25 protein-coding genes are annotated in these 22,268 nt (G+C 71.3%); 6 read left to right on the top strand and 19 right to left on the bottom strand.

The genetic code is table 11. The features are described from left to right. Positions 1 to 58: 58 nt before the first annotated feature. Positions 59 to 892: a dimethylargininase gene (gene ddaH, locus ACPXBU_RS05395; protein WP_393364906.1), complete on the top strand. Its 834-nt coding sequence runs from the start codon at positions 59 to 61 to the stop codon at positions 890 to 892. Positions 893 to 958: 66 nt separating this feature from the next. Here the strand turns inward: ddaH and ACPXBU_RS05390 are convergent, their stop codons facing one another. Together ACPXBU_RS05390 and ACPXBU_RS05385 are read right to left on the bottom strand one after the other, a co-directional pair. Beyond that, on the bottom strand, positions 959 to 2,146 hold the full coding sequence (locus ACPXBU_RS05390; RefSeq protein ID WP_393364903.1) for an ABC transporter substrate-binding protein: 1,188 nt from the start codon (positions 2,144 to 2,146) through the stop codon (positions 959 to 961). 80 nt (positions 2,147 to 2,226) lie between these two features. Beyond that, positions 2,227 to 3,024 carry an alpha/beta hydrolase family protein gene (locus ACPXBU_RS05385; RefSeq protein WP_425756869.1) on the bottom strand — a complete coding sequence of 266 codons (798 nt, stop codon included), beginning with the start codon at positions 3,022 to 3,024 and terminating at the stop codon, positions 2,227 to 2,229. Positions 3,025 to 3,107: 83 nt separating this feature from the next. Between ACPXBU_RS05385 and ACPXBU_RS05380 the strand changes: the two genes are divergently transcribed. Then, complete coding sequence (locus ACPXBU_RS05380) at positions 3,108 to 3,710, top strand: bacterial proteasome activator family protein (protein WP_393364897.1); 603 nt, start codon at positions 3,108 to 3,110, stop codon at positions 3,708 to 3,710. A 5-nt stretch (positions 3,711 to 3,715) separates the two neighbouring features. Here ACPXBU_RS05380 and ACPXBU_RS05375 read toward each other — a convergent pair whose 3' ends face one another. From ACPXBU_RS05375 to ACPXBU_RS05365, 3 genes are all read right to left on the bottom strand, one after another. Then, positions 3,716 to 4,528, bottom strand: coding sequence for an HAD family hydrolase (locus ACPXBU_RS05375; protein ID WP_393364894.1), 813 nt, complete (start codon positions 4,526 to 4,528; stop codon positions 3,716 to 3,718). Next, positions 4,528 to 5,349: an HAD family hydrolase gene (locus ACPXBU_RS05370; RefSeq protein ID WP_393364891.1), complete on the bottom strand. Its 822-nt coding sequence runs from the start codon at positions 5,347 to 5,349 to the stop codon at positions 4,528 to 4,530. The genes ACPXBU_RS05375 and ACPXBU_RS05370 overlap by 1 nt, the downstream gene beginning before the upstream one ends. Before the next feature lie 246 nt (positions 5,350 to 5,595). After that, positions 5,596 to 6,336 (bottom strand): hypothetical protein, encoded by a 741-nt coding sequence (locus ACPXBU_RS05365; RefSeq protein ID WP_425756866.1) that lies wholly within the window; start codon positions 6,334 to 6,336, stop codon positions 5,596 to 5,598. Between the two features lie 130 nt (positions 6,337 to 6,466). Between ACPXBU_RS05365 and ACPXBU_RS05360 the strand changes: the two genes are divergently transcribed. The 3 genes from ACPXBU_RS05360 (at position 6,467) to ACPXBU_RS05350 (ending at position 8,219) form a co-directional block, all read left to right on the top strand. Further along, positions 6,467 to 6,898: an OsmC family protein gene (locus ACPXBU_RS05360; protein WP_110564777.1), complete on the top strand. Its 432-nt coding sequence runs from the start codon at positions 6,467 to 6,469 to the stop codon at positions 6,896 to 6,898. Positions 6,899 to 7,044: 146 nt separating this feature from the next. Beyond that, the gene (locus ACPXBU_RS05355) at positions 7,045 to 7,392 is read left to right on the top strand and encodes a metallopeptidase family protein (RefSeq protein ID WP_393367003.1); all 348 of its coding nucleotides are present in this window, start codon (positions 7,045 to 7,047) and stop codon (positions 7,390 to 7,392) included. A 104-nt stretch (positions 7,393 to 7,496) separates the two neighbouring features. Beyond that, a complete protein-coding gene (locus ACPXBU_RS05350) occupies positions 7,497 to 8,219 on the top strand; it encodes an AIM24 family protein (protein ID WP_357065944.1) in 723 nt (240 codons plus the stop codon). 45 nt (positions 8,220 to 8,264) lie between these two features. On the opposite strand, the gene pheA is transcribed toward ACPXBU_RS05350, so the two are convergent. From pheA to ACPXBU_RS05325, 5 genes are all read right to left on the bottom strand, one after another. Then, positions 8,265 to 9,221: a prephenate dehydratase gene (gene pheA / locus ACPXBU_RS05345; RefSeq protein WP_425756864.1), complete on the bottom strand. Its 957-nt coding sequence runs from the start codon at positions 9,219 to 9,221 to the stop codon at positions 8,265 to 8,267. A 10-nt stretch (positions 9,222 to 9,231) separates the two neighbouring features. Beyond that, on the bottom strand, positions 9,232 to 9,858 hold the full coding sequence (locus ACPXBU_RS05340) for a hypothetical protein (RefSeq protein ID WP_393364883.1): 627 nt from the start codon (positions 9,856 to 9,858) through the stop codon (positions 9,232 to 9,234). Positions 9,859 to 9,943: 85 nt separating this feature from the next. Further along, positions 9,944 to 10,333, bottom strand: coding sequence for an ACT domain-containing protein (locus ACPXBU_RS05335; RefSeq protein WP_393364881.1), 390 nt, complete (start codon positions 10,331 to 10,333; stop codon positions 9,944 to 9,946). A 66-nt stretch (positions 10,334 to 10,399) separates the two neighbouring features. Next, on the bottom strand, positions 10,400 to 10,858 hold the full coding sequence (locus ACPXBU_RS05330) for a hypothetical protein (protein ID WP_393364878.1): 459 nt from the start codon (positions 10,856 to 10,858) through the stop codon (positions 10,400 to 10,402). A 168-nt stretch (positions 10,859 to 11,026) separates the two neighbouring features. Then, complete coding sequence (locus ACPXBU_RS05325; protein ID WP_393364875.1) at positions 11,027 to 11,764, bottom strand: hypothetical protein; 738 nt, start codon at positions 11,762 to 11,764, stop codon at positions 11,027 to 11,029. Positions 11,765 to 11,927: 163 nt separating this feature from the next. Between ACPXBU_RS05325 and ACPXBU_RS05320 the strand changes: the two genes are divergently transcribed. After that, complete coding sequence (locus tag ACPXBU_RS05320; protein WP_425756861.1) at positions 11,928 to 13,133, top strand: arginine deiminase; 1,206 nt, start codon at positions 11,928 to 11,930, stop codon at positions 13,131 to 13,133. Positions 13,134 to 13,173: 40 nt separating this feature from the next. Here ACPXBU_RS05320 and ACPXBU_RS05315 read toward each other — a convergent pair whose 3' ends face one another. The 9 genes from ACPXBU_RS05315 to ACPXBU_RS05275 all read right to left on the bottom strand — a co-directional run bounded on the left by ACPXBU_RS05315 (position 13,174) and on the right by ACPXBU_RS05275 (position 22,253). Further along, the gene (locus ACPXBU_RS05315; RefSeq protein ID WP_393364869.1) at positions 13,174 to 14,061 is read right to left on the bottom strand and encodes a DUF5926 family protein; all 888 of its coding nucleotides are present in this window, start codon (positions 14,059 to 14,061) and stop codon (positions 13,174 to 13,176) included. A 132-nt stretch (positions 14,062 to 14,193) separates the two neighbouring features. Continuing rightward, the gene (locus tag ACPXBU_RS05310) at positions 14,194 to 14,622 is read right to left on the bottom strand and encodes an ATP-binding protein (RefSeq protein ID WP_425757532.1); all 429 of its coding nucleotides are present in this window, start codon (positions 14,620 to 14,622) and stop codon (positions 14,194 to 14,196) included. Positions 14,623 to 14,688: 66 nt separating this feature from the next. Next, positions 14,689 to 16,143, bottom strand: a complete 1,455-nt coding sequence (locus ACPXBU_RS05305) for a PAS domain-containing sensor histidine kinase (RefSeq protein ID WP_425756859.1) — start codon at positions 16,141 to 16,143, stop codon at positions 14,689 to 14,691. A gap of 45 nt (positions 16,144 to 16,188) precedes the next feature. Further along, entirely contained in the window at positions 16,189 to 16,977 is a 789-nt protein-coding gene (locus ACPXBU_RS05300; protein WP_393364863.1) for a glycerophosphodiester phosphodiesterase, read from the bottom strand. A 10-nt stretch (positions 16,978 to 16,987) separates the two neighbouring features. Continuing rightward, positions 16,988 to 17,323 (bottom strand): rhodanese-like domain-containing protein, encoded by a 336-nt coding sequence (locus tag ACPXBU_RS05295; protein ID WP_393364860.1) that lies wholly within the window; start codon positions 17,321 to 17,323, stop codon positions 16,988 to 16,990. Between the two features lie 58 nt (positions 17,324 to 17,381). Further along, positions 17,382 to 18,344, bottom strand: coding sequence for an LCP family protein (locus tag ACPXBU_RS05290; protein WP_425757530.1), 963 nt, complete (start codon positions 18,342 to 18,344; stop codon positions 17,382 to 17,384). 183 nt (positions 18,345 to 18,527) lie between these two features. After that, complete coding sequence (locus ACPXBU_RS05285) at positions 18,528 to 19,790, bottom strand: LCP family protein (protein WP_425756856.1); 1,263 nt, start codon at positions 19,788 to 19,790, stop codon at positions 18,528 to 18,530. 182 nt (positions 19,791 to 19,972) lie between these two features. Then, complete coding sequence (locus ACPXBU_RS05280; RefSeq protein ID WP_425756854.1) at positions 19,973 to 21,199, bottom strand: LCP family protein; 1,227 nt, start codon at positions 21,197 to 21,199, stop codon at positions 19,973 to 19,975. 76 nt (positions 21,200 to 21,275) lie between these two features. After that, the gene (locus tag ACPXBU_RS05275) at positions 21,276 to 22,253 is read right to left on the bottom strand and encodes an NAD-dependent epimerase/dehydratase family protein (protein ID WP_425756852.1); all 978 of its coding nucleotides are present in this window, start codon (positions 22,251 to 22,253) and stop codon (positions 21,276 to 21,278) included. Positions 22,254 to 22,268: the final 15 nt, after the last annotated feature.

Below are 22,268 nucleotides of genomic sequence, written 5' to 3'. Positions count from 1 at the left end.
GTTCCGCCTCTGGGAAGCAACGGTTGTGGCTGTTACCAAAGTTCCACGGTACCTACTGTTGGTGACCGTGAACCAGCAGCGAGTCTCGCGAAAGCGGACATATCTCATGTGCTCGCCCGAGCACTTCGCGGTCGAGTACGCGATCAACCCGTGGATGGACGTGGCCACCCCGGTGGACCGGGACCTGGCCGTCAAACAGTGGGACCGGCTGCGCGAGACGCTTGTCGGCCTCGGCCACGAGGTGCACGTGCTCACGCCCGAGCAGGGCCTGCCGGACATGGTCTACGCCGCCAACGGCGCCTTCGTCGTGGACGGCAGCGTGTACGGCGCCCGGTTCAAGCACGAGCAGCGGGCCGCCGAGGCCGCGGTCCACCACGCCTTCTACGAGTCACAGGGTTGGCGGTTCGTGTCGCCGAGCGAGACCAACGAGGGCGAGGGTGACTTCGCGTACGTGCCGGAGGCGCACGGCGGCCTCATCCTCGCCGGGCACGGCTTCCGCACCGAGCTTCCGGCGCACGCCGAGGCGCAGGAGGCGCTGGGCCGCCCGGTGGTGTCGCTGCGGCTGGTCGACCCCCGCTTCTACCACCTGGACGTGGCGCTGGCGGCCCTCGACGACTCGAACGTCATCTACTTCCCGGGCGCGTTCTCCGCGGCGAGCCAGCGGGTGCTCACCCACCTCTTCCCGGACGCGGTGATCGCCGACGACGCCGACGCGTTGGCCTTCGGGCTGAACCTGGTCAGCGACGGCGCGAACGTGGTGCTCAACAGCGAGGCCACCCGGCTGGCCGGCAAGCTCAAGGCCGCCGGTTACACCCCGGTCCCGGTCGAGCTGGCCGAGCTGAAGAAGGGCGGCGGCAGTGTGAAGTGCTGCATCGCCGAGCTGCGGCACTGATCCGCACGTGCGTCGGGGCCGGCCTCCCAGTGGGAGACCGGCCCCGAATCGTGCCGCGGGTGGGCGTCAGCCGAGCGTGGCCAGCTCGTTGATCAGCACGTTCGACATGACCTGACCGTCACGCTGCACCTCGCGCAGATACCACTTCTGCTGGGGCGTGCGTGGCTGGTTGAACTGCCAGATGCCGCGCGGGCTGTCGATCTGGCCGATCTTGCCGAGCGCCAGGTTTACCTGCTGTGGGCTGGGCGAGCCGCCGGTCAGCTGGATCGCCTGGTCGAGCACCTGCGCCGCGTCGTACGACGCCATCGCGTACGTGGTGGGCGTGACCTGGTACTTCTTGCGGTAGGCCGAGGCGAAGACCCGGTTCGACGTGTTGTTCAGGTCGGCCGAGTAGTTGAGCGCGGTCTGGATGCCCAGCGCGTTCTCCTTGAGGTTCTCCAGCACGTTGCCCTCGGTGAGGAAACCGGGCGCGTAGACCGGCCCGCTGAACTTCTCCCGCAACTGCTTGATGAACTCGACAGCGGCCGCGCCGGCGAAGAAGCAGAAGACCGCGGTGGGCTCCTTGGCCAACGCCCTGCTGATGTCGGAGGCGAAGGTGGTCTTGCCGGGGTTGGGGTTGGCGCTGGTGTAGGTGACCGGGTCGCTGATCCGCGGGTCGGTCGCGCCGAACTCCTGCCGGAAGCCACGCACCACGTCCGGGCTGCCGACGTTCTCCGGCATGATGATCGCGACGCGACCGTTGGACGGCAGTTGGTCGCGCAGGTAGCGGCCCAGCGCCCGACCGGCCTCGTCCAGCACGTACGACGTCCGCCAGATGTAGAAGACGCTCTGCAGGCTGCTCGGCGAGGCGTTGGAGCCGATCAGCGGGACCTTGGCCTGCTCGACGGTGTCCCGGATGCCGACCATCACCGCCGAGTTGACCACCCCGGTGAGCGCCAGCACGCCCTGCTTGAGCAGCCCGTCGACGGCGGCCTTGCCGGTCTTCGGGGTGTCGCCCTCGTCGGCGGTCAGCAGCTCCACCGGGTGGCCGCCCAGCCGCTTGTCGTGCAGGTCGAGGAAGAGCTGGAAGCCGTTGGTGATGTCGTCACCGATGCTTTTGAGACCGCCGGCCTTCGGCGTGATCAGCCCGATCTTGACCGGGCCGCGGTTGACGGTCGGCTGGGCGTCGGTGTCGGAGGCGCACCCCGCGACGAACCCGGTGGTACCGAGCGCGGCCAACAGTTGGAGCGCGCGCCTGCGATTCATCTGTGACACCGAGTTCCTTCCAAGGAGCGTTGCAGGGCTGAACACCGCCCCTCCGGCGTTCTACCTGGTCCGCGACGCTGCGTCAATGGCTAGTGATCAACGTGCAGGGACCGCAACGAGGCAAGGACCTGAGGCCACGCCGTGGACTCCGGATCGATGAGCCCGAAATGCTCGCATTCGGGCAGTTCAAGAAGGGAGATATCGGATCCTGCGGCGGTCGCTTCCGCGACGAACCCCCGGCTCATCTCCACCGGAACCTGCTGATCCTCCGAGCCATGCAAAACTACCGTCCGTGTCCGCGTGGGTACCAACAATCGTGGATCCGCCACCGCGTACCGGTCGGGCACCTCGGCCGGGCCGCCACCGAGCAACGCGGCGACCGCACCCGAGTCCAGGTCCCGCCGGTACGCCTCACCCAGGTCGGCCACCGGGGCCAGGGCCAGCACCCCACCCACCGTCGCCGCGGCGGTCGCCGCCACGTAGAGCGCCAGGTGGCCGCCTGCGGAGTGCCCGACCAGGATCGGCGCGGCCCCGGTCACCCGGCCGGGCAGGGCCTCGGCGGCCAGCGCGGGCAGCTCGGTCACCCCGTTCAGCACGTCGGTGAACGTGCCCGGCCAACCACCTCCCGGCTGCCCGGTCCGCCGGTATTCGAGCTGGGCCACCGGGTAGCCACCGGCGGCGAGTGCGGCAGCCATCGGGTCGGTGTGCCGTCGGTCGTACTCGACCCGCCAGAAACCGCCGTGCAGGACGACGACGAGCGGCCGCGCCGGGTCAGCTCCCGCCGGGCACCGCAGGTCGGCCACCTGGTCCGGGTGGTCGCCGTACGCCAGGGTGAGGTCGGGCTCCGCTGCGGGCCGGGTCAACACGGCACGCGGGTCGGCAGGCATGGGGCGACGGTAGCGCGCCCGCGCGGGTGTATCGGGCCCGGTAGCCGGTCCCGGGTGCCACGGGTGCCGTCCGCTGGGTAAAGATGGACCCCATGACCGAAGCGCGCTCAGCTGGACACGACGACGAGCCGGGCACCGACGACTCCGGCCACCCCGGCACTGTTGTGGTGGTCGGTCCGGACGGCCGGCCGATCGGGACGATGCAGACCGACGAGGGCCAGGGTGAGGACCCGACCCGCCTGGTCGAACAGCCGGCCAAGGTGATGCGGATCGGCAGCATGATCAAGCAGTTGCTGGAGGAGGTGAAAGCCGCACCTCTCGACGACGCGAGCCGCAACCGGATGCGGGAGATCCACGAGCGGTCGATCGTCGAGCTCAAGGAGGGCCTCGCCCCCGAGCTGCGCGACGAGTTGGAGCGCATCTCGCTGCCCTTCGCCGAGGACAAGGCCCCCAGCGAGGGCGAGTTGCGGATCGCGCACGCCCAGCTCGTCGGTTGGCTGGAGGGCCTGTTCCACGGCATCCAGGCGGCCCTGGTGGCCCAGCAGATGGCCGCCCGGGTCCAACTGGAGCAGATGCGCGGCGGCCGGCAGGCGCTGCCCAGCGGCCCCGGCGGAATCGTCCCCGGGGTGTCGGGCATCGGCCAGCCGGGCGGCGGCGAGGGCCACAACACCGGCCAGTACCTGTAACCGGCTCAGTCCACCCCGAAAACCTTCTCCAGGTACGCCGCCACGCCGTCCTCGGTGTTCGCCGTCGTCACCTCGTCGGCGACCGCGAGGACGGCGCGGTGCGCGTTGGCCACCGCCACGCCCCGGCCGGCCCAACTCAACATCGGCACGTCGTTCGGCATGTCACCGAAGGCCAGCACGTCCGCGGCGCGTACCCCGAGCCGGTCGCAGTACCAGGCCAGCCCGGCCGCCTTGGTCACCCCGGCCGCGGAGATCTCCACCAGACCGGAGGACGACGAGTGCGTGGCCTCCGCCAGCCCCGCCACCGCCGCGGCGATCAACTCGACGAAGGTGTCCGGGTCCTGCTCGCCGGCCCGAGCGAGCAGCTTCACCGCCGGCACCGAGAGCAACTCCTCGGGCGTCTCGATCGGTCGGATGCCCACGGGGTCGACGTCCCACCGCAGCGGGTAGTGCGCCTCGTGCCGCATCTCCCGGCTGTCCAGGATCTCCACCGCGAAGCTGATGTCGGGCACCTCGGCCCGTAGCCTCCGGGCCACCTCGGCCAGGTGGTGCGGCGCGAGTGGATCGGCCCGCAGCACCTCGTCGGAGAACGGGTCGTAGACCACCGCGCCGTTGGCGCAGACGGCCGGCAACGGCTCGGCCAGTTGGTCGTACACCATCTTGAGCCAGCGGACCGGACGGCCGGTGACCAGGACGACCGGCGTGCCTCGCGCGGAGATCCGCGCGAGCACGTCGGCGGTACGTGCGCTGACTGTGTGGTCGTCGCGGATCAGCGTGCCGTCGATGTCGGTGGCGATCAGGCGAGGCGTCTCTCCCATCACCGGGACAGTAGCCGGTCCAGATACACCGCCACACCGTCGTCGTCGTTGCGCAGGGTCACCTCGTCGGCGGCGGCACGCAGGGCGGGGTGCGCGTTGGCCACCGCCACCCGGGACCAGCCGGCCCACTCGAACATCGGCAGGTCGTTGGGCATGTCACCGAAGACCAGGACATCGGCCGGGTCCACCCCGAGGCTCTGCGCCACCACCATCAGCCCGGTGGCCTTGTCCACGCCCGGCGGGCAGATCTCGATGAAGCCGAGCCCGGCCTGGGTGAGCGTGGCGACCTGCGGCGAGATGATCCGGCGGGCCACCGCGAGCAGTTCGTCCACGTGGTGGTCGGCGGTCCGGGCGAACGCCTTGATCACGTCGCAGGAGAGGCACTCCGCGCGGCTGCGTGCCTCGAACCGGTCCTGGTAGGGCCAGCTCTCGTGGTAGTCACCCCAGAGCGGGGCGTCGTGCTCGTCGGACGCCTCGACCATCACGGTCAGTGGGCCGACCTCGGCCTCCAGGTCGGCGAGCAGCCGGGCCAGCACCTCGGCGGGCAGCCGCTCGTCGCGGAGCACCACGGGGCCGGCCGGGTCGCTCTGGTCGACCACCCGGCCACCACCGGCCAGCACCAGGAAGTCGGCGGCCCGGATGTCGTTGCGGGTCAACTCGGTCAGCCGAGGGCCGCGACCGGTCGCGCCGACCACCGGAATTCCGGCGGCCCGCACCCGGTCGAGCACCCCATGGGTGTACGCGGAGACGGTGTCATCGCTGCGGACCAGCGTCCCGTCGAGGTCGGTGGCGATCAGCTTGGGCAGTCCCGGGCGGGTCATGGTTCCTCCTTCGCCCACCGCCGTCGCGCCTGCTGTCCCCTTCTGGTGAGGGGACCCTGGCGTCACGGCGGGCAGCAACCGTACCTCGCGGAACGGGTCGCATCCATGGCTTCCAGACGAATCGGACGCGAACAAACCCCCCTCCCGCGATCTTGCACTTTCCGTCGCCGTTATGCGTGGGATGCACCTGATGTCGGGACAGAAAGTGCAAGATCGGCGCAGCGAGCGGGTGCGCGGGTGCGCGGGTCAGGGCTGGGTGTCGGGGCGGGCGAAGGGGGCGGCGGGGGTGACCGTCAGGTCGGCTGGGGCGGGTGGACCGTCCTCGATCGGGTCGGGCCTACGGCGGCGGCGCCAGGGTCGCGATGTTGGCGCGTCGTCGGACGGGTCACCGTCCGGTGGCCCGGCGAACGCGCCCGGTGGTGCGGCGGGCGCCAGCCGCAGGGCAGCCGCGAACAGCACACAGGCGGCGAACGCCATCACCACGCCGCGGCCGTACTCGGCCCGGAAGCCGTCCTGGGGCGAGTAGAAGAAGTTGCGCTGACCGGGGTCGTCGAGGGTGGCCGTGGCGGCGACCAGCAGCGCCAGCAGGGCGCCGGCGAGGGTGAGACCGGCGAGCCGGGCGTTCGGTCGAACGGCTGCCGTGCCCCGCAGGGCCAGCGCCACGGTGCAGACGAGACCGAGGAGCCCGACCAGGTAGCCGACCCCGAAGCCACCGACCTCGGACACCCCGGCCGGCACCTCGATCGTGGCCTCACCCTCGGGCCCGCCGTTCGGCAGGCTCATCACCAGCCACTCGCCGACGAGCGAGGCGACACCTGCCACCGCGCCCAGTCCGGCGAGCAGCAGAGGCAGCCGAGGGTCCCCGGCGAGACCGGCCAGGGACCAGCCGAAACGGCGGCGTGGAGCCGGGTCGACAGCACCCCACTCGATCACGGCCGGCCCTTCGGACCGGTCGCCCTGCCGCGGGATCGGAAGCTCGTCGGACATCGGCCATCCTTCCGCCGGTCACGGACCTGGTCGCATCATGGCACAGCCAGGCCGTGGTGACAGGGATCGCACGGCAGGCGTCCGTGCCGGTCGGTCGCTCGACGGTCACCTTTCCGCTAGCGTTCTCCTCATGCCTATCCGTACCGCTTCAGCACAATGGCAGGGCAATCTCACCGAGGGTGCCGGCACGGTCCGCACCGGTAAGGGTGGCCTGTCGGGCAACTACTCCTTCAAGTCGCGCTTCGAGGAGGGCGAGGGCACCAACCCCGAGGAGCTGATCGCCGCCGCGCACGCGGGCTGCTTCTCGATGGCGTTCTCGAAGGCGCTCGCCGACGCCGGCTCGACGGCCACCTCGGTCGAGACCACCGCCAAGGTTCACCTGGACAAGACCGACGCCGGCATGACCGTGACCCGCATCGACCTGGAGACCGTCGGCCAGGTCCCGGGGATCGACGACGCGGAGTTCCAGAAGCTCGCCGAGGCCGCCAAGGCCAACTGCCCGATCTCCCGCCTGCTCTCGCCGGGCGCCGAGATCACCCTCAGCGCGCGCCTGGCGTCCTGAGCGGTCGACCCACAACCGCTCGTTCACGGACAGAGCAGCCGCCCACCCCTGGGCGGTCGCTCTCTCCGTGAGCCTGCGGGGCGGGCCAGCGGCACGTCACGAGGGGCCCGCCGGGTCCGGCATCGGGCAGAATGGGTGGCGTGCCGGTGGAGATGACCCGTGAGCGCTTCGAGGAGCTGGTTGCCGACGCCCTCGACGAGGTGCCCGAGGAACTGCTCGGCCTGATGAGCAACGTGGTCATCCTCGTCGAGGACGATCCGCCGCAGGGCGAGGCCGACCTGCTCGGCCTCTACGAAGGCCACGCCCTCACCAGTCGCGGCTGGGACTACTCCGGCGTGTTGCCGGACCGCATCTTCATCTACCGGCGCCCGATCCTGCGGATCTGCGACAACGACGACGATGTCGTCGACGAGGTCGCGGTGACGGTCGTGCACGAGATCGCCCACCACTTCGGCATCGACGACGAACGGCTGCACGCGTTGGGCTGGGGCTGAGCCCACCGGCGGCCGCGTGGTCGCCGCTCGGCCGATGGCCCGTGGTTGCTCCGGTCGCCTACCTTCGGTGCAGCGACCGCAACCCTGTCAGGAGGCACCCTTTCATGCGCAGTGAGCTGTTCTCCGCCGAAAATCTGGAGAAGGAGTCCGCGCAGCCCGGCATGCGGCTGCAGAACTCCAAGATGCTGAAGATCGAACTCAACGGTGAGGCGATGGCCCGGGTCGGGTCGATGGTCGCCTACCAGGGAAATGTGCAGTTTCAGGCGTTGGGCTCGGGCGGGCTCGGCAAGTTTCTCAAGCAGAAGCTCACCGGCGAGGGTGTCCCCCTGATGAAGGTCTCCGGTCACGGTGACGTCTTCCTCGCCGAACTCGCCAAGGACGTGCACATCATCGACCTGGAGCCGGGCGACGCCCTCTCCATCAACGGCTCCAGCGTGCTCGCCTTCGACTCGACCCTCCAGTACGACATCAGGATGGTCGGCGGCGCCGGGATGGCCTCGTCGTCCGGCCTGTTCAACTGTGTGTTCAGCGGCTACGGACGGATCGCCATCACCACCAAGGGCACCCCCGTCGTGCTCAACGTGGACGCCCCGACCTACGTCGACCCGCAGGCCGCGGTCTGCTGGTCGGCCAACCTGCAGACCGGCTACCACCGGGCCGAGCAGTTGGGCCTCGGCACGCTGCTGGGCCGACGCACCGGCGAGTCGTTCACGATGAGCTTCGCCGGCCAGGGCTTCGTGGTGGTGCAGCCGTCCGAGGAGCCGCCGGTCCTGGGCAGCGGCCAGCAGCAGCAGGAGGGCGGCCTGCTCGGCGGTCTGCTGAGCTGACGACCTCGGTGTGGGCGCCCCCGCGTGGAGGGGCGCCCGCACCGGTCAGGTCAGCTCGCCCGTGCGCAGTCGGGCCAGCCAGGCCGCCGCGTCGACGTAGTCGGCGTCGGAGAGCCCCGCCGGCGCGGGCACCGGCCGATCGGCCGCCGCCTCGGCCCACCGGTGCCGGGGGTACGAGCCCAGGAAGCGAACCTCCGCGCAGACCCGGCGCAGCCCCTGCAACGCCTCGCCCAGTCGTACGTCGGCCACGTGCCCGGTGCAGTCCAGGAAGAAGACGTACCGGCCCAGCGCCTCCCCGGTGGGGCGGGACTCGATCCGGGTCAGGTTGACGCCCCGGACGGCCAACTCCATCAGCACCGACAGCAGCGCGCCGACCCGGTCGTGCGCGATGTAGACCGCGAGCGAGGTGAGGTCGTCGCCGGTCGACGGCGGGGGTGGCCCGGGACGGGACACCAGCACGAACCGGGTCACCGCGTCGGGGTGATCGGCGATCTTGTCGGCGAGTGTGGTGAGCCGGTGCCGGCCCGCCCCGATCGGCGCGCAGATCGCCGCGTCGTACGCGCCGGCACCCGCGCCCGCGGCGGCCGCGCCGTTGGAGAGCACGTCGACCACCACGGCGTCCGGCAGGTTGTCGCGCAGCCAGCCCCGGCACTGGGTGGAGGCCTGCGGATGGGCCGCCACGGTGCGGATCGAGGTCAGTGGAGTGCCGGGCCGAGCACCGAGCACGAAATCAACAGGCAGGATCACCTCTCGGGTGATCACCAACGGCTCGCCCTCGGCCATCTCGTCAAGGGTGACGCCCACCGCGCCGCCGATCGAGTTTTCCAGGGGCACCAGCGCCGCGTCGGCGTCGCCGGTCCGGACGTTGTCCAGCGCCTCCCCGACGCTGCGGGCAGGCGTACGGGTGCCGCGTTCGGCGGCGGGGAGGGAGCGCAGGGCCTGCTCGGCGAAGGTGCCCTCCGGCCCGAGGTAGACGAAGTGTGTCGGCGGTGTTCCCGGCATGGCGATCAGCCTACGCACCCGGCCGGACGGTCGGAACGGCGTCGCAGGCGAGGGCCCGGATCCCGGCCGGGCCGGTGGCGCGTACCTCGATGGTGCACACGTCGGTGCCGGCGGTGACCAGGGTCGGTGCGTCGGCCCGACCCCGGGTGACCACCTGGAGCTCCTCGTGGCCGGTCACCGTCAGGACGGTGTACTGCCACTCGGCGGCGCAGAGCGGCCCGGTGCGGACCTGGACCCGGACGTTTGCCGGCAGCACTCCGGCCCGGCCCCGCAGCAGTTGCACCACCCGTTGACCGGTCGGGCCGTTCCGGCAGGCCGTCGCGACCAGCCCGGCGTCCGGAGTGGGCGTGACCGTGCCGAGTGGTGGTGCGCTGGCCGGCGGGCGGGTGGGTGGGGTGCTCGGGGCGGATGCCGTCGGGGCTGCGGTGCGGGTCGGTGCGGCGGTGGGCTCCGACAACTCGGGTGGGGCGCCACAGCCGGCGAGCACCGCGACGGCGAGCACCGCGAGGGCTACCGGTCGGATCCGGACCGTGGGCCGCGCCGGGGCGTGATCGGACGCCCGGCCGCGAGGCGCCGGTCGGATGTGGGACGCCGCCCGTGGTGGGGGAGACGAGGGGTGGGGTGGGGTGAACGGCACGGGCCGATCCTCGGGACATCGGAGAATTCGTCGCGGCCGGGGTTGGCCGAGCCCATCGTAGGGTCAGCGGCCGACCGGGTGAAGGTCAGCCGGTGACGCGGTGCCCGGCGCGCTGTAGCGCGGCCGTGCCCTCGGTCAGCCGGACGGCCGGCACCAGCAGATAGTCGGTGTCGAAGGTGGAGAAGGTGAGCACGCTGACCCGCGCCTCGGCGAGCGGGTCGACGAGCGCGGCCAGGCTGCCGGTGCTTGCCAGCTCCACCGGCGCGGTGACCCGTAGACAGCGCCAGACGGTCTCCACCACGGCCTGCGCCGGCACCCGATCCGCCGGGCAGATCACCGAGATCCCGTCGGAGGTCCAGCTCACCGTCACCACGTCGGTGCCGCCCAGCCCGCTCGACAACGCGTACGGCAGGGCGGTGCCGGCAGCCAGCCGACACACAGCGTATTCCCCTGGCAGCACGGCGATGTCGAGCATGAGGGCACCTTACGGCCTCCTCGCGCAAGGCTGAGCCAGCAACGCCGTGCGCGGCTACGCGGCTGGTCAGACCTCGGAGAAGAAGGTGAGCGAGCCGGCCACGGCGCCGTCGGTGAGCACCGGGGTGGAGATCGCGTCGACTGTCGCGTCGGAGCTGTCCGCGGAGGCGCCCTGCACCCGGAGTAACCCGCGGGCGAGTCGACCGGAGGTGAGCGCCAGCAGGGGCGGGATCTTGTCGATCTCGGCCTCGGTCAGCTCGCCCCGGTTGGCGGTGAAGTCGAGAAGACGCAGCCCGCCGTTGAGCAGCGGTCGCCCGATCAGGCCGTCCGGCTCGCCCAGGCAGAGCAGCTCGCAGCCGGCGGTGGAGATCGCCAACACCAGGGTGTCGGCGTCGATCAGCAGGCACGGCTCGTCGGCCCGGGAGACCGTCGAGGACCACTGGCCGACGTTGCCGGACTCCGGCTCTGTCAAGGCCCGCGCCGCCGGCACGAACGCTTCTGAGAGCGAAAGTTCGACGTGGGCCACCGCGCCTCCTATGTGCACCGATCGACTGTCCACGCTAGCGGGTCGCCGACGGAATCACCGAGCGCACCGGGTCACCGAACCGCGCAGCGTGAACCGGGGCGGTCGGTGACGGCGCGGAAACCGGTGAGGTCGAAGGGGGGCCGGAGCCGCGTGGCGTCGCCGGTGACGTTACCGGCGACGAGCCGGCTTGTCAGCGGCCGTTCGGCCCTCGTCATACCACCGGTAGTCGGCTGGTGGACGGTACGTGCCGTTCAGCCAGGTGCCGGGATGCTGTGCGACCCGGGAAAGCTTTTCGGCAGTGGCCGGGCTGATCCGGCTGCCACCGGCCACGAGGAGCCGGTCCAGCTCTCGGTGGGTGGCCATCAGACAGTCCTTCGGGAGGCCGTAGACGCTGATCACGCCGGAGCCGACGAAGGTCAGCACCGGCGTCACCGGGACGGGCAGCCCCACCGCGTCGGAGAGGGCCTTGCTGGCCCGCTTGGCGTCCCGGCGGGACTCGGCCACGTACGGCGGACGCTTGCCGTTGATCTGCACGACGTCCCCGGCGACGAGCACCCTCGCCCGGCCGTGGTCGGCGATGGTCACGGCGAAGAGGCCGCTCGGCCCGATGGCGAGGAACCCGGCGCGCTCGTCCTGACCGCGGTCGAGGACGTCCGTGACGTCCGTGCGCGGCCACTCGATGACGTGCCAGGCGGGCCCGAGGTGGTCGAGTTGACCCAGTGCCCGCGCCCCGGCCGCCTCCAGGCGGCGCGCACCCCGCTCGGCACGACGGCGGCGAGCCCATTCGAGCGGTGTCGGACGGGCCGGTTCGAGAACCCCCGGCGACTCGACGCGGGGGTGTGGCACCGACACGGGCGGCAGTGCCCGAGCGGACGGTACGGCTCGTCGTGCGGGAAAGACAGTCATCGCGACCTCCGGCAAAAGGTCCCTCGAAGTTATGTCCTCACTACCCTACGTTGCCACTACCGGTGTTCGGCAAGCCGGAACGCCGGAGTGACTACGGATGAATGCCATATTCATCCACAGTTCTTTTCTCGGATGCCGCCAAACCCTGCCCTACGCTGCGGGAGTGACCCACTACGTCGACAGTGAAGTCGGCCGGCTCGGCACCGTACTGCTGCACCGGCCCGGCCCCGAACTGGCCCGGCTCACCCCTCGCAACAACGACTCGCTCCTGTTCGACGCGATCCCCTGGGTCGGACGAGCCCAGGAGGAGCACGACGCGTTCGCCGCCGCCCTGCGCGACCGTGGAGTCGAGGTGCTGTACCTGGCCACCCTGCTGACCGAGACGCTTGCCGTGGCGGACGCCCGTGCCGAGCTCACCGAAGAGGTGCTGCGCTCCCGGCGGCTCGGCGACACCCTGCGGGCCCGCGTCGCCGACCACCTCTCCTACCTCGACCCGGCCGCCCTGGCCGACGTGCTCACCGCCGGGCTGGCCCACGAGGAGCTGCGGATCAGCTCGGAGCGGCCGGGCGGACTCGTCTACACGCTGATGGACCGACACGACTTCGTCATCGACCCGTTGCCCAACCTGCTGTTCACCCGCGACTCGTCGCTGTGGATCGGCGACCGGGTCGGTGTCACGAGCCTGGCCATGCCGGCCCGAAGCCGCGAGACCACCCTGACCGACGCCATCTACCGCCACCACCCACGCTTCGCCGGCACCGAGTTCGTCTACCGCCCCAACCTGGAGCACCTGGAGGGCGGGGACGTGCTGCTGCTCGCCCCCGGAGTACTGGCGGTCGGGGTGGGTGAACGGACCACACCCGCCGGCGCGGAACGACTCGGCCGGCAGGTCTTCGCCGCCGGCCTGGCGCACACCATCCTGGTGGTGCCGATCGCCCAGAAGCGCGCCACCATGCACCTCGACACGGTCTGCACGATGGTCGACGTGGACGCCGTGCTGATGTATCCCAACATCGCGAGCACGCTGTCCGCGTACACGGTGATCGCCGGCGCGGACGGTGCGGACCCGCGGGTGGACGGGCCCGCGCCGTTCCTGCGGGCCGCCGCCGACGCGATGGACCTCGACCTGCTGCGGGTCATCGACACCGGGCTGGACCCGGTGACCGCGGAACGCGAGCAGTGGGACGACGGCAACAACACACTCGCCCTGGCGCCCCGGCTGTGCGTCGGCTACGAGCGCAACACCGAGACCAACGCCCAACTGGAGCGCGCCGGCATCGAGGTGATCCCGATCGCCGGGTCCGAGTTGGGCTCCGGTCGTGGCGGGCCGCGCTGCATGTCGTGCCCGATCACCCGCGACCCGTTGTGAGAGTGGGCGCCCTCTCCTCAAGAGGGCGCCCACGCACAGCTCAGCGCAGGGTGAGTTGCCGGCCGACCAGCCCCTGGCGGGAGCGCCGGCCGGCGGCGTCGAGCGGGTCGGTGGCGGCCAGCGCCTCGGCGTACCGCTTGGCGAACTGCGCCACCGGCTCCTCCCAGTCGGCGGCCGGAGTCGCCTCCGGCAGGTCCCAGACCGGCGCCAGGCGACCGTGCGCGCGGAACATGCCGGCGAACTTGGTCTGCTCGCCGAGCGTCAACGCGCCGGCCGCGCCGAGGCGGGCCAGCGCGTCCAGGGCGGCGTCCTCGTCGTCCGGCAGCACCCACCGCACGTGTGCCTTCTCCGGCACCCGACACCAGTACGCGGCCTTCGCCGCGGTCAGCCGCACGGTCGGGTAGATGGCCGCGTTCGCCCGCTCCAGCGACGCCTGGACGGTCGGATCGTCGGCGGCCCCGGGGTCGAGCCAGAACTCGAACCCCTCGTGCATGGTGATCTCCAGCGGGCCGTCCACGAGAACGTCCTGCAGGCGGGGCCCCGGGCCGGGCAGCGGCGGCACGGTCACCTCGCCACCCGGCTCGGTGCGCAGCGCGCTGAGCAGCGCCTCGGCCAGATCCCGCGAGACGTCGCCGGACTGCTGGTGGCGTTGGAGACCGATGAGCACCCGACCGTCCGGCTTGGTGATCGCCGGGGCGGCCATCGGCAGCACCGTGGCGAGCGTCGCCGGCCGGTCACCGAACTCCTCGACCAGGGCGGGTGCCAGCCGCAGCGGCGCGGAGGCGGCGGGCACCAACTCGCGCAGCGCGATCCATTCGGCCTCGTCGACCAGCCCGTCGAACGGACGCGGCACGAAGACGTCACGAACCTTGTCGCGGCGGGGGGCGGTGTCGGTGGCGGTGCGCTGGCTCTTTCGACGCTTACTCACGGCGTCAAAGCCTAGAGCCCCAGCGAGCCCGCCGTGGCCCGGACCCACCCACCCCGTGACATCGCTTCTTGATCATGGAGTTGTTGTCACCGCCCACGGCGTGTCGTGGCGATAACCTCATGATCAACGGGGTCAGCCGGCCGGCACCAGGTTGGGGCGGGGGGTTGGGGTTGGGGCCGGGGTTGGGTCGAACTCCGCCCAGACGCGCTGGCCCATGCCGTCCCGCTCGACACCCCAGCGGGTCGCCAGACCGGCCACGATGTGCAGCCCTCGCCCGTCCGCCGCGTCCGCGCTGGCCGTCCGGAGCCGTGGCGTGGTGCTCGCGCCGCCGTCGGTGACGCCGAGCTGGATCGAGGGGCCCAGCGCCGAGGGCCGCAACCGCCAGGCCACCCGGACCACCCCGCCGGGCAGCGGCTTGGCGTGCCGCACCGCGTTGCCCACCAGCTCCGCGAGCACCGCGATCAGGTCCGCGAGGACCATCGGGGGTACGACGCCCGCGAGTTCACCGGCGAGCCGGTGCCGGGCCAGCCGTGCCCCGGCGGGGTGATGGGGCACCACCACGCACCACGCCTGATCCCTCGCTGCCGCTGCCGCTGCCACCGTCGCCTCCACGTCGCGCCACCTCGGTCAACCGCGCGGTAGCCGCACCTCTGCGACCGTACCGCCGTCGGTCCTTGGACGTAGGGATACCCATCCATTCTGTTGTTCAACGATCCGGCGGACGAGGTAGAGGCCGAGCCCCGCACCCGGGTAGCCGCGCCGGTCGCCGGACTCGCCCTGCCAGAACCTGTCGAACGCCCGCTCCACATGCTCCGGTCGGATGCCGATGCCCCGGTCGCTGACCCGGAACGCCACCAGTTGACCGTCCACCGAGGCGGCGATCTCGATCGGCGACTCCGGTGGTGAGTACTTGCCGGCGTTCGTCGTCAGCTCGGTCAGCACGGTGGCCAGGCTGGGCCGGTGGCCGAGCGCCTTGGGCAGGTCGGCCGGGAGGCGGAGCACCAACCGGCGACGCAGCTCCGTCGGCAGGTCCAGGACCGCGGAGCGCAGCGCTTCGCCCAGGTCGAACGGGGTGGGCGGATCGTCGCCCGGCCCGGCCTCGGCCGCCGAGCTGAGGAGACGGTCGACAAGTCGGGCCAGCTCGTTGGCGCGTTGCCCGATCACCCGGGCAGCCTGCCGTCGGTCGACGTCGGTCAGCGAGTCCCAGTGGTCGGTGAGGGTGTCCGCGTATCCCTTGATCACGGTGACCGGGGTACGGAGTTCGTGGCTGGTCACCGCGACGAACAGCTCCCGGTCGTGGTCGCGGCGCTGCTGGTCGGTGATGTCGCGGAAGGTGACCACCCGCAGCGTGCCCGGACCGGGCAACTCGCCGGAGGTGATCCGCAGCCAGCGGCCGTCCGGCGTCCGGTGGTCCCGCACCTGACCGGAGGGCGGCAGCGGGAACGGCAGTGGTCTGCTCAGCGCCTGCTCGACCGGGCGGCCGGTGACCTGGGCGGCGGCCGGGTTCCAGAGTCGGACGTTCCCGTCCCGGTCGACGACGGCCAGCCCGTCGGCGAGGGCCGCCACCACCGGGCCGTCGCCGTGCACCGGCAGGCCGCTCTGGTCGCCGTACATGTGGGCGATGCAGGACGCGAGGTAGGCGACCACCCCCTGCCGTTCGGCGTCCGGCTCGTCGTCGCCGGGATAGAGCGCGTGCAGGCTGCCGACGGTGTGGCCGCCGATCTCGGCCCGCGAGACCGCCATCCAGCGCAGGTCACTGCCGGCCAGCTCGCCGGCCAACTTGCCGTTCAGGCTGCCCACCAGCACGTTGCGCACCCGTGGCCCGTTGAGCAGGCACACCGTGTCCGGGTCGTCGACCGCCAGGGGACGGCCGAGGGCCCATTCCGCCGCGCCGGTCGCGACGATCACCCGACCACCTGTGGGACCGAACTCGACGAACGCCATCCCGGTCGTGCCGAGGGCCGGCTGGGCCACCCGGAGCAGTTGGGTGAGGACCGGAAGACCCGCCTCCCCCGAGTTGATCATCTCGATGACGACGGTCTGACCGGTGAGGAGAGCGGGGAAATCGATACGCTCCGGCATGTGCCGAGTCTGCCCCGCCGGCCGGGTTTTGGCACCCTTACCTGGTCAGCGGGCCAGCCGGGCGAGGGCGTACCCCGGCCGGTCGGTGATGATCCCGTCCGCCCCGGCCGCCAGCACCAGCTCCAGGTCGGTCGGCTCGTTCACCGTCCAGACGTACACCTGGTTGCCGGCCGTGCGAAGCGCGGGCAGCAGTTGCGGGCGGGCCCGGACCAGGCCGATGCCCGGCCCCGCGATACGGGTGCCGAACGGCAGCCGACCCAACCTCGGCCAGCGCGGCAACACCTCCAGCAGCAGCACCGTGGGCAGCTTCGGGGCCAGTTCGTGCACCCGGCGGACCGCCAGCGGGGAGAACGACATGACGGTGACCTGCACCGGATCGTCAGGTGTCGGGTCGGCCAGGCCGTACCGACGCAGCAGGCTGACGAGTCGCCGTTCGACGGTCGAGCCGTAGCGGGACGGGTGTTTCGTCTCCACGAGCAACCGGACCGGCCGCCCGGCGGCGAGCACCGCGTCCAGCAGCCGGGCCAGGGTCAGCAGCCGGGTGTGTGAGTCGTCCGGCGGCAGGTCGCCGTTCGGCGCGCTGCCCGGATGCCACGAGCCGAAGTCCAGGGCGTCCAGTTCGGCGAGCGTACGCGCGCTGACCAGACCGCGACCGTTGCTGGTGCGGTCGAGTCGTCGGTCGTGCACACAGACCAGGTGCCCGTCGCGGGTCAGGCGGACGTCGCACTCCAGGCCGTCGGCGCCCTCGTCGAGAGCCCGCAGGTACGCGGCGAGGGTGTGCTCGGGAAGGTCGTACGAGGCGCCGCGGTGCGCGAAGACAAGTGGACCACCCATCCCGGCCGCCTCAGATGACCTGGCCGGGCTGCCCGTTCGCGTCGACCACCGGGCGGCCGACCGCAGCCCACTGGCGCATGCCGCCGTCGGCGTTACGCACCTGCTCCCAGCCGTTGTTGACCAGGTAGGCGACGACCTGGGCGGAACGCCCCCCGGAGCGGCAGACGACCGCCACCTCCCGGTCGGTGGGCACCTCCGCGATTCGAGCCGGCAGCTCCATCATCGGCAGGTGGTGGGCATTCGGCGCGTGGCCGGCCGCCCATTCGTCGTCCTCCCGCACATCCAGCAGGTAGGTCTCGTCGGCGATCTCGGTCACGGGCACGGTGGGAACCTGGGGTCCGAACACAGGAAGCAACACTAGATCCTCGTCGACCGGTTCGGCACCGACCTGGCCGTCGGCACCGTCACAACCGTGTCACCCAGCGCGGGTTGGCCTGCGCCCAGGACGGCATCTGTCGGCCGCGAACCGCCTCGAACAGCCCATTGCCCCCATTGTTCAGCACCACGTACGAGACCTCGTCGATGGTCTGCGGGGACGACGGCACCTGGACGCCGCGCATCCCGTCGGGCGGCAGCGCGCGGAGCGCGAGGAGCAGGTCGGACAGGGGTACGCCGTTGGTGTCGACGGTCAACGAGCCGCCCACCGCCCGGAGCACCTGATCCAACTTGACCGGGTTGCTCCGCAGATCGGCCCTGCCGGCGCTGTCCAGCATCGCCCGGAGCAGTTGCTGCTGGTGGTGCTGCCTGTCGTAGTCGCCCCCGGGCAGGTCGTAGCGCTGCCGGACGTAGTCCAGGGCCTGCGCGCCGTCCATCTGTTGGCAGCCGACGGGGAAGACCCGGTTGGTGTGGATGGAGCGGACCTCGGTGTCCACGCACATCCGCACGCCGCCGAGGAGGTCGATGACCTTCCGGAAGCCGGAGAAGTCGATGAGCGCGGCACCGTCGAACCGGATTCCGGTGAGCCGGTTGAGGGTGGCGGAGAGCAGTTGGGCCCCGGCCGGTCCACCGCCGCCGTGCTCGTACGCCGCATTGATCTTGTCTGGACCGCCTCCGAAGCCGTTCGCGGGCGGGATGGCGACCAGCAGGTCACGCGGGACGGAGACCAGGTAGGCCTCCCGCTGACCGGCGGGCACGTGCACGATGAGGATGGTGTCGGAGCGTTGGTCCGGTCCGCTGCCGCCGGGGCGGCGGTCGGAGCCGACCAGGAGATAGTTGAGCGGCCCGTCCAGGTCGGTGCGGCCCGTGCGGGCGCCGGGGTCGAGCAACTGTTCCTTGGTCACCGTGCGGTCGTACCTGTTGCTCAGCGTCTTGAGCCCGACCACGGCGAGCCCGGCCAACAGGACGAGGGCCAGGCCGATGCCGAGCATGATCCGCGGCCCTCGGGCGCGGCGTGCTCGGGTGGGCGGGGCCGCGTTGTCCCGGCCCGCCACGTTCCGTCCCCACCTGGACGTGACCGCCTCCCCGGAGCCGATACGCGAAACCTGCTCACGTCAGGCTACGGGCGGTGACGGGGTGGTCGCCGGCTTTCCGGGACTTCCGGCCACCGCACCTCACTTGCGGGTGGAGATCACCTCGGGGTGGGTGAAGACGAACTCGGCGAGCTTGTCCTGCTTGACCGCCTGGAACATGTCCTTCGTCACGTCGTTCAGCGCCTCGGTGCCGTTGCCGGCGGCGTTGTAGGTGCCGTTGTTGGTCTTGAGCATGGTCAGCTCGTTCGCGGTCACCCCGCGCATGGTGAAGATGAAGTTCTCGATCGACGCGCCGCCGGTGTCCAGCACGAACGCCTTGCCGGCCGCCTTGATCAGCTGCTGGAGCTTCGCCGGGTTGGTGAGCATCCCGCCGTCGGTCGCCTTCTTGGCCATCGCCTTGATGAGCTGCTGCTGGTTCTGCTGCCGGTCGTAGTCGCCACCGGGCAACCCGTAGCGCTGCCGGGAGTAGTCGAGCGCCGCCCAGCCCTCCATCTGCTGGCAGCCCTTCTTGTGCACCACAGCGGTGCGCGACTTGCCGGTCTTCTTGGCGTCGGCGTTCCACATCGGCTTGCCGTCGACCATCGACATGTGGTGCGACTTGACCTCGTGACTCACGCAGATCCGCACCGTGCCGAGGGTGTCGATGACGTTCTTGAAGCCGCCGAAGTTGATGATCGCCGCACCGTCGAAGCTGATGCCGGTGAGCCCCTTGATCGTCTGGGCCATCAACTGGGCGCCGCCCTCCCAGCCGCCGCCGTTGCGGGCGCCGGCCTCGAACGCGGCGTTGATCTTCTCGGTCCCACCGGCGTAACGGCTCTTCGGGAACGCCGGAATCCGCGCCTCGGTGTCCCGGGGAATGGAGATCAGGTACGCCTGGTCGTGCGTGGCCGGGATGTGCAGGATGATGATGCTGTCCGAGCGGACGTTGTCGGCGGCCCAGCGCTCCCGGGCGTCCACACCGAGCAGCAGCATGTCGATCGGGCCGTCCAGACTGGCCCCGCCCTCGGCGTCGGACTTGCTCGCGTCACCGAGCAGGTTTCGTTGCGCGATGTCACCTGTCGCCTGGCCGATCAGCACCTTGCCGCCGACGATGCCCACGCCGCTGCTGAGCATCAGCACCGCCCCGAACACCACGGTCAACCGGGCCCACAGCGGGTCCTTGCGCTTGGTCCGCTTCTTCGCCGACCCACCGCCACCCACCCGGCCGCCGCCGCCGTCGCCGGGCGGGCGCCCGCCCGGCCCGCCACGCGAGGGGTGCGCCTGCGCCGGTATGGCCGCGGAGACGCGGCCGCTGGGGGCGGCGGACCCGGGGGAAGGAGGGCGGCGACTGGCCTGAACCGGCATGCGTGCTCCAGCTCGTGATCAGGAGGGGGCGGCACCACTGTACGTACATCAAATCGACTTGGCGAGTTCATCCCGGGTCAATCCCGGCGCCGACTGACACGAATCGGGTCGATCGGTGCGTCTCGATGACCCGAACGGCCTGCTGACGGTCGGCCCGGCGGACCACCGGGCCGACCGGTGAGTCAGCCGCCGTCCCTGTTCTTCGGTGGGTTGGCCTTGACCCACTCCGCCATGGTGTCCGCCGTCATGGCCCGGTACATCGCGAGCGCCTTCTCCCGGTCCGACACCACCACCGACTCGCCGTTGATGGTGTCGCTGCCCGAGTTCGGGCTGGTCACAAACGTGAGGTTCTGGCCGCGCAGGTTGCGGAACTGCAGCGCCATATCAGTAACCGAGAAATCCTGGTCGACGGTTACGGCCGCGGTCACCGACTGGAGGAAGTTGTTGAGTTTGCCCGGGTTCGCCAGCGTGCCGCTGCTCGCCGCCTTGTCCATCAGCGCCCGGAGGAACTCCTGCTGGTGCCGCATCCGGGCGAAGTCCCCCTCCGGGAACTGCTTGCGCTGCCGGATCCAGTCCAGCGCCTCCGCGCCGTCCATGTGGTTGGTGCCCTTGGTGAACGTCCGGTACGGCTTGTGGATCGAGGTGATGGTCCGCTCCACCTTCAGGTCCACCCCGCCGAGGGCGTCGGTGACCTCCTTGAAACCGCCGAAGTCGATCGCCATCACGTGGTCGATCCGTACGTCGGTGAAGCACTCCACGGTGCGGACCGCCAGCGGCAGCCCGCCGAACGCGAACGCGGCGTTGATCTTCGCGCGCTGTCCGGAGTCGCAGGCCGCGCCGGCGCTCTCCGGGATCGGCACGTAGAGGTCACGCGGGATGGAGACCAGGTACGCCTCCTGGTGGTCGGCCGGGATGTGCATCACGATGACCGTGTCCGCGCGCCACTGGCTCTTGCTGTCGACGGGCGCGTCCGGGTCCCGGGAGTCGCTGCCGACAAGCAGGATGTTGAGCGCGCCGTCCACCGTCTTGGTCGGCCGGCCACCGGTGATCTCCGCGAACGGGTCGGTGCGGGCCAGGTCGCCGTTGAGGTTGCGGGCGTACAACCAGGCGCCCACGCCGCCGAGCAGCGCCAGCACCAGCACGGCGACCCCCGACACGAGGGCGATCCGACCCCACCGGGGTTGCGGCCCACGCCGCCCCGACCCGCCGAGGCCACCCGGTCCGCCGGGCCCCCGGGGCCCCGCCGGACCGCCGGGCTTGGGCTGCTCCTCGTCGTACGGCGGGTAGAAGCGCGCCTCGGTCGGACGGGCGCGCCCGGAGGCGGCCCGGTCGGGGCCGGGAACCGACGCGCGCCCGGCGCTGCGGTGCAGGTGCGGATGCGGGACGCCGGCAGACGAGGTCGCAGACATGTCACTCAGGGTACGTAGCGCAAGCCACCGCCGCCTTCAGCCGACACTCAGAGACCACCGGGCGTCGACGAACTGGTTACCCTAGCCGCGCCCGGAAGTACGCGATCGTGCGTCGCAGGCCGTCTTCGGGCGCCACCGTCGGCTCGTAGCCGAGCAGTTCGCGGGCGAGCGTGAGATCGGGCCGGCGCATCTCCGGGTCGTCCGAGCTGCGGGTGACATAGGTCACCGTCGAGGTGCTGTCGGAGAGTGACACGATCAACTCGGCGAGTTGCCGCATGGACAGCTCGTGCTCGGTGCCGCAGTTGACCGGGCCGGTCTCGGTCGAGTCGAGCAGCAGCAGGATGCCCCGCACCAGGTCCTCGACGAAGCAGATGGATCGGGTCTGGTCACCGGTGCCGTGCACGGTGATCGGCTCGCCGCGCAGCGCCTGGGAGATGAAGGTGGGGATGGCCCGGCCGTCGTCCGGTCGCATCCGCGGGCCGTACGTGTTGAAGATCCGGACGATCGCCGCGTCCAGCCCGCGGTAGCGGTGGTACGCCATCGTCGCGGCCTCGGAGAAGCGCTTCGCCTCGTCGTAGACGCTGCGGACCCCGATCGGGTTGACGTTGCCCCAGTAGGTCTCGCGCTGCGGGTGCTCCTTCGGGTCCCCGTACGCCTCGGAGGTGGAGGCCATCAGGAACCGGGCGCCGTCGGCGACCGCGCGCTCCAGCAGGTGCAGGGTGCCCACCGAGCCGACCCGGAGGATCTCCACCGGCAGTTGGGCGAAGTCGGTGGGGCTGGCCGGCGAGGCCATGTGCAGGATCGCGTCGAACCGCTCGGCCAGCGCCGGGTGGTGGGCCGGCAGACCCTCGGAGATGTCCGCTTCGACGAGCGTGAAGGTCGGCCGGTCCAGCAGGTGGGCGACGTTTTCCTTGGAGCCGGTCACGAAGTTGTCGAGCGCCACCACCGTGCAGCCCCGGGCGATCAGCGAATCCACCAGGTGCGACGGGACGAAACCGGCGCCGCCGGTGACGAGGACGCGGTGACCGGAACCGAAGCGCTCAGCAACCTTCATGCCGGTCAGCCTACC

The organism is Micromonospora sp. DT231 (assembly GCF_049847025.1).
Taxonomy (GTDB): Bacteria; Actinomycetota; Actinomycetes; order Mycobacteriales; family Micromonosporaceae; genus Micromonospora.
Note: the sequence above shows the minus strand (reverse complement) of the source record. Positions and strands in the feature narration are given on the sequence as shown.